Genomic DNA, 5,144 nt, shown 5'->3' on the forward strand with positions numbered 1-5,144 from the left:
CACATCAACAGGCCTTACAGAAGACCGCACACGATCACACGTCAATATGGGTCAGAAAACTCTTGCATAACGGACGGCAACCACAGAAGAAATCCCGGTGAGCCGTAGCGATCGTGCATCTCGCGCAGGTACGCAGCACCCGCGAGAATGTTGTCATGCACATCGAATGGATCACTTCCCAGCCCGTAACGGACACGCAGGTTGGCCCAGGTCGTGGGCATGATCTGCATGAGTCCGACCGCGCCTTTTGACGAAATCGCGCTGGTGTCGCCGCCGCTCTCAGCACGCATCACCGCCCTTATCCAGGCGGTCGGAACGTCGAAACGGCGGACTGCCTCAGCGATCTGGGCAGCAAAAGGATCGGTGCCGGCGAGTGTCGAAACCGACGCAGCCCGTGTCTGGTCGGCAGCAGCCAATACGCCGATCGCGGTGATGCCGACAGCGAGGAAGAAGGCGCGTCGCATCGTCTCAATCTCCCCGTTCGGCGCGCTTTGACGGGCGCGTCCAGTTCAGCACCCAGACCGCGCGGTCGTCGGCGGTGCGGAAGAGATTGGCCCGGATCGGCTGCGTGAAGGCGGGATCGTCGAGGGCTACGGCGATGTATTCACCAGCCCTCTCGCCGGTGCGTTTCCAGCCTGCGCCGACCTCCGGGCCGTCCGCGTCGGTGAGATGGACGCGATAATCCGGAGCATGTTCGGCATCAGAAAAATCGGCCGGAATGAGGATAAGATCCTGCGTCACGGTGAGGGTGCGGATGCGCCCGGCAAAGCCGGTTTTGGTGCGGGTGAAAAGACCGATCTGTGCCATCTTATTGTCCTTTCGAGGATGGATTGGAGGATGAGGCGACGGCCTGGCCGCTCCCGGATGGACGCCAGACCGGGGTGGCACGGCCGATGACGGTGGAGAGGGACAGCACGCCGAAATATCGACCGTCGAGACTGCGTGGTTCGGCCGGGTTCATGACGAAGACCTGGCCGGGATCGAGGTGTTGGCAGCCCTGCCAGACGGGCAGCGGGCGGCCACGGTGATCGACGGATTGCGCGTCGCCAGCGAATTTTCCGTCGATGGTGATGCGTTGTCCGGTACGGCAAACGGACTGCCCTGCGATGGCCGCTACAGGTTTGAGCAGGGGCACACCGAGAGGGAGGTAGCCGCGCGTCGCCAGCAGCGTCGCCGCGCGCTCGGGCAGACGGACAGCGACCAGATCGCCGACATGCGGCGAAAGGTCCGTGTGCAGCCGATAAAGTCCGATTGGCACGCTCGCCGTCTCATTCCAGATCAGCCGGGGCATAGGATGCACGGCCAGTGAAATGCCCACGCCGAGCACCGCGAAATAGGTGGCGAAGAACCAGCCACGCCGGGTCATGACGTCACCTGCCGTCGCTTGAGCCATGCTGACTGCTGCTCACGCGTGTAGCTGCGGGGCTCATGTCCGGCACTGATGCGATGGTGGAGATGCCGCCAGTATTCGGGTGCGGCATCCGCCGGGTCGATGCCCAGCGCGTCAATAACGTCGATCGCCCGGAGTACGCGCTCGACCCTCGGCCAGCTATCGACACGCAGCAGGATTTCGCCACCGGGACGCACAAACGGGAGGGTCTGGAACGGGCTTCCTGCCTCCACCGCCCGTACGATGTCCACGCGGGAGACCGTGGCTCCCAGATCGTTCGACGCCCAGCGAACGAAGGCGAAGATGCTGCCCGGCGCGAAACTGGAAATGCGGCGGCGACCATCAAGGATCTGTTCGTCAACGCGGTGGCCGAAGCGCAACCAGCGCTCGATACGCTTCTCGATCCAGGTCAGTTCGACATGGGTCAGCGACGCCGCGCGGCGATGCGGCGGCGTAGAAAATCGTCCGTTCATGGCACGTCTCCGGGATTGTCAGGGAACTCACGGGCGAGCAGCGCGCGCAGCATGTCGGCGACGGTCATGCCGCGCTGGAACGCCGCGACCTTGATGCGGGCGCGCAGCGCCGGCGTGACGTCGATGGTCAGCCGGGCGGTGAAGTGGTTGGCAGCCGCAGGCTTGTCCGGCGCCTTGACCCAGCGTTCCGGGTCGGCGGGGCGCGACGCGAAGCCGGGTAGCGTGCGACGCTCTGTCATGGCGATATTCCCTCGCCGAGCGGCAGCACGGACGCGATACGGTCGCGCGCTTTCTGCGCCATGACAGGATCGATCTCGCAGCCGACATAGCGCCGACCGGCGAGCCGACAGGCGACGCCAGCAGCCCCCGAGCCGGCGAACCAGTCGCCCACCAGGCCACCCGGTGGGCAGCTCGTGCGGATCAGGATCTCCAGCAACGCCACCGGCTTCTCGGTCGGGTGGATGGCCCGGCCATGCGTATTACGGACCGGAATCACGGAGCGCATCAGGCGCGGGCCACCGTCCTCGCTGACGTAACGACCGGCATCGATCCGACCCATGTGGGGCGGCCGGTGTTTCCGTCGTACCGTGCGTGCCCGTGCGTCGGACGTGGTCGGAACCACGTTGTAGACGGCGCGCCAGGGCGTATCGTCGCGATAGAACTGGACGATCAGTTCATGCACGCGCCGGAACCGATCGGCATGGAAGCTGGAACCGTTCTGCTTCTCCCAGACCAGTTCCTGGGCATATTTCCAGCCCGCATTCCGAAATGCCGCGTTGGATGCAAGGAAACTCCGCAGGGAGCCGAAAACCCAGAGCGAGCCGCTGGGTTTCAGGGCAGCGAGCGCCTTGCCGGGCCAATCCGCTATGCGCCGGTCCCATGCGAGCGACGTATCGCCATAGGGGGGATCGACCAGGATCATGTCGTAGGGGCCGTGCCAGGGCATCAGGAGCGCGCTGTCGCCGGTCAGCAGGGTCATGACACCAGCCCCCCAATCTCGGCTGTCAGTGCGGCGATTTCGCGGGCGGCAATCCCCTGCGGGCGCAAGTCGCAGACCAAGCGGCCGGTGCGCGCCATGTCGGCGAACGCGACCCGCTGGCCGATCCGCGCTGCCAGCGCCGCCGGCTCATGCCCCACCAGCGCCAGCCGGGTTTCGCGGGCGATCACCGTGCGCGCGGCGCAGCGGTTCAGCACGAAACGGGCCAGCAGACCGGGACGGAAGAGCCGCGCTTCCGCCAGCAGCCGCAGCATTTCGGCCGAGGCCCAGCCGTCGAACGGCGAAGGCTGCACCGGGATCAGCACCAGATCGGCCGCCAGCAGGGCGGAGCGCAGCAGCGCCGCCACCCGAGGCGGACCGTCGATGACGACGTGATCCACCCCCTGAGCCAGTTCCGGCGCCTCGTGATGCAGCGTGTCGCGCGCCAGGCCGATCACGCCGAACAGGCGGGGCAGTCCCTCCCGTGCGCGCTGCGCCGACCAGTCCAGCGCCGAGCCCTGCGGGTCGGCATCGATGACCGTCACGCGCCGGCCTTCCCGAGCCCATTGGCCCGCGAGATGCAGCGCCAGCGTCGTCTTGCCGACGCCGCCCTTCTGGTTGAGGAGGGCCACGATCATGGCCCGTCTCCGCGTGCTTTTGGGCCGGAAACGGAGGGACCAGGGCCGTTATCCGCAAGGCGGCCCGCCCCATCAACATAAGAGTTAGATTCTAAGTTAGATAAGTTAAGGGCCGGAATCGCCGTTTCAGGCCAAAGACTTAGCTGCGATTCGTGCGTGCGAAGTCCCGATAGTCCTGCGTGTGATGTCCCGATAAGGGTTGCGTGTGAAATCCCGATACCATTCACATGGTTATCCACAGGAATTGTGGATAAGTCGGCCGGCAGGATGCGGAGCAATTCGCGCGCGCCGTCGCGCTCGATGCCCAGGCGATAGCCGGGCAACGACTGGCGGGCGGCGATATGCCGGATCTGGATGGCGAAATCCGAGACACGCACCAGGCTGCCGGATTTCGCATGCAGATGGGCGATCTCGAAGGTCCAGCCCGCACGCTGGCGGCCAGCATGCTTGCGGGCGATGCGATAGAGCCAGCGTTCGATGCCGCCGGTGAGGCGGAAATAGGCCGGGTCGATGGCAAGCACGAGCGAGCGGTCGATCACGCCGCGATAGAACCATTCGGGAATGACGATCTCGACACCAGCGGCGCGGCCCGTCTGGCTGGCACAGATCTCCCATTCGGTGATCCAGGAGAACTGCTGACGGCGCCAGTTCTGGCCGTTGCGGATCGTAGTGGCGACCACGGTGGACTGGAGCCGGGTCAGTGCCGCCTTGAGTAGCCCATAATCCCGCGCTCCCGTCTGACGCCCGATACTGCTCAGAAGCTGATAGGGCGTGAAGCGCAGGAAGCGCGATGTCGTAAGACCAAGATTTTCCGCCTCGACGATCTGGCTGGCGGCCCAGATCAGCACATCGGCGTCCCAGATCGTCGCCATGCCATGGTCGGGCATGCCGAAGACTTCGACACGGACGTCACCGGCTTCATAGAAGATCGGCACCGTGCGCTTTGTCTTCGCGAGCGAGAAGAACGGTCGCTCCATCAGGTCGCGCTGATCGCGCGGGCTGGCATCCCCGCCGGAGACCACGAACGGGTCGAGCCTGTTGCGTTCGCTTGCGCGCCTGGAACGCGGAATACCCGGCGCGGCATTCATCGTGGGTCATGCCCGGCGGCACGCGCCGCGTCATAATTCGGGTCGGAGGTGGATTTGCACGCACCGGCGGCTGCCCATACGTCGAGGTCATCGATCAGATAGACGACGCGACCACCAAGCTTGCGGAACGTCGGTCCTGTACCGTGGCAGCGATATTTTTCCAGTGTGCGCGGCGAAAGTCCGAGAATTTGCGCAGCCTCATGGGTGCGCAGATAGCGCGCCGGTGAGGGCGTGGGTCTGTTGAGCATGATATGCCTCCGTCCGGTTTTGAAGCGTCGCGGCGAAGTCGCGGCGGATCGGGATGACGGTGGCGAAGAAAGCAGGCGTTGGGGGTGGACGAAGATTTTTCAGACTCAGTGTCCACCTTCGGCGGACCATGACGCGCGCAAGAGTTACCGTGCGCAGCCGGGCGCAGGCCAGCGTCGAAAAAATGGAGGGAAACAGCGCAGGAGAGCGAAAAACGGCTGATGCTATTTGCCGTGTAAGATGGGGTGGTTGCCGTCCTCCCCGCACGGCATCGCAATGTGCCAGAATGGTCGTTGGAAGAAACGACTGCGCGAAAGGACGGCAGATGAAGGA

General features: G+C 64.8%; 8 protein-coding genes and 1 pseudogene. All 9 read right to left on the bottom strand.

The window, feature by feature from the left end; translation table 11 throughout:
* Positions 1 to 86: 86 nt before the first annotated feature.
* Positions 87 to 464, bottom strand: a pseudogene (locus HNR55_RS16385) (lytic transglycosylase domain-containing protein); the annotation flags it as partial.
* Between the two features lie 4 nt (positions 465 to 468).
* Positions 469 to 807 (bottom strand): DUF736 domain-containing protein, encoded by a 339-nt coding sequence (locus HNR55_RS16390; RefSeq protein WP_010666221.1) that lies wholly within the window; start codon positions 805 to 807, stop codon positions 469 to 471.
* 1 nt (position 808) lies between these two features.
* Positions 809 to 1,366: a S26 family signal peptidase gene (locus HNR55_RS16395; RefSeq protein WP_010666222.1), complete on the bottom strand. Its 558-nt coding sequence runs from the start codon at positions 1,364 to 1,366 to the stop codon at positions 809 to 811.
* On the bottom strand, positions 1,363 to 1,863 hold the full coding sequence (locus HNR55_RS16400; RefSeq protein ID WP_018308122.1) for a DUF2840 domain-containing protein: 501 nt from the start codon (positions 1,861 to 1,863) through the stop codon (positions 1,363 to 1,365). Before HNR55_RS16400 ends, HNR55_RS16395 begins: the two co-directional genes overlap by 4 nt.
* Complete coding sequence (locus tag HNR55_RS16405; RefSeq protein WP_018308123.1) at positions 1,860 to 2,102, bottom strand: ribbon-helix-helix protein; 243 nt, start codon at positions 2,100 to 2,102, stop codon at positions 1,860 to 1,862. Before HNR55_RS16405 ends, HNR55_RS16400 begins: the two co-directional genes overlap by 4 nt.
* Positions 2,099 to 2,842, bottom strand: coding sequence for a DNA-methyltransferase (locus HNR55_RS16410; protein WP_018308124.1), 744 nt, complete (start codon positions 2,840 to 2,842; stop codon positions 2,099 to 2,101). The genes HNR55_RS16405 and HNR55_RS16410 overlap by 4 nt, the downstream gene beginning before the upstream one ends.
* On the bottom strand, positions 2,839 to 3,477 hold the full coding sequence (parA, locus tag HNR55_RS16415; protein WP_018308125.1) for a ParA family partition ATPase: 639 nt from the start codon (positions 3,475 to 3,477) through the stop codon (positions 2,839 to 2,841). The genes HNR55_RS16410 and parA overlap by 4 nt, the downstream gene beginning before the upstream one ends.
* On the bottom strand, positions 3,474 to 4,565 hold the full coding sequence (locus tag HNR55_RS16420; protein ID WP_018308126.1) for a replication initiator protein A: 1,092 nt from the start codon (positions 4,563 to 4,565) through the stop codon (positions 3,474 to 3,476). Before HNR55_RS16420 ends, parA begins: the two co-directional genes overlap by 4 nt.
* A complete protein-coding gene (locus HNR55_RS16425; RefSeq protein WP_010668883.1) occupies positions 4,562 to 4,813 on the bottom strand; it encodes a helix-turn-helix transcriptional regulator in 252 nt (83 codons plus the stop codon). Before HNR55_RS16425 ends, HNR55_RS16420 begins: the two co-directional genes overlap by 4 nt.
* Positions 4,814 to 5,144: the final 331 nt, after the last annotated feature.

The organism is Acetobacter lovaniensis (assembly GCF_014207635.1).
In the GTDB taxonomy this organism is placed as follows: Bacteria; Pseudomonadota; Alphaproteobacteria; order Acetobacterales; family Acetobacteraceae; genus Acetobacter; species Acetobacter lovaniensis.

Bases quoted from the DNA above. Each gene is read 5' to 3' on its own strand.
- HNR55_RS16390 (WP_010666221.1), bottom strand. From the start codon at position 807: ATGGCACAGATCGGTCTTTTCACCCGCACCAAAACCGGCTTTGCCGGG.
- HNR55_RS16395 (WP_010666222.1), bottom strand. From the start codon at position 1,366: ATGACCCGGCGTGGCTGGTTCTTCGCCACCTATTTCGCGGTGCTCGGC.
- HNR55_RS16400 (WP_018308122.1), bottom strand. From the start codon at position 1,863: ATGAACGGACGATTTTCTACGCCGCCGCATCGCCGCGCGGCGTCGCTG.
- HNR55_RS16405 (WP_018308123.1), bottom strand. From the start codon at position 2,102: ATGACAGAGCGTCGCACGCTACCCGGCTTCGCGTCGCGCCCCGCCGAC.
- HNR55_RS16410 (WP_018308124.1), bottom strand. From the start codon at position 2,842: ATGACCCTGCTGACCGGCGACAGCGCGCTCCTGATGCCCTGGCACGGC.
- parA (WP_018308125.1), bottom strand. From the start codon at position 3,477: ATGATCGTGGCCCTCCTCAACCAGAAGGGCGGCGTCGGCAAGACGACG.
- HNR55_RS16420 (WP_018308126.1), bottom strand. From the start codon at position 4,565: ATGAATGCCGCGCCGGGTATTCCGCGTTCCAGGCGCGCAAGCGAACGC.
- HNR55_RS16425 (WP_010668883.1), bottom strand. From the start codon at position 4,813: ATGCTCAACAGACCCACGCCCTCACCGGCGCGCTATCTGCGCACCCAT.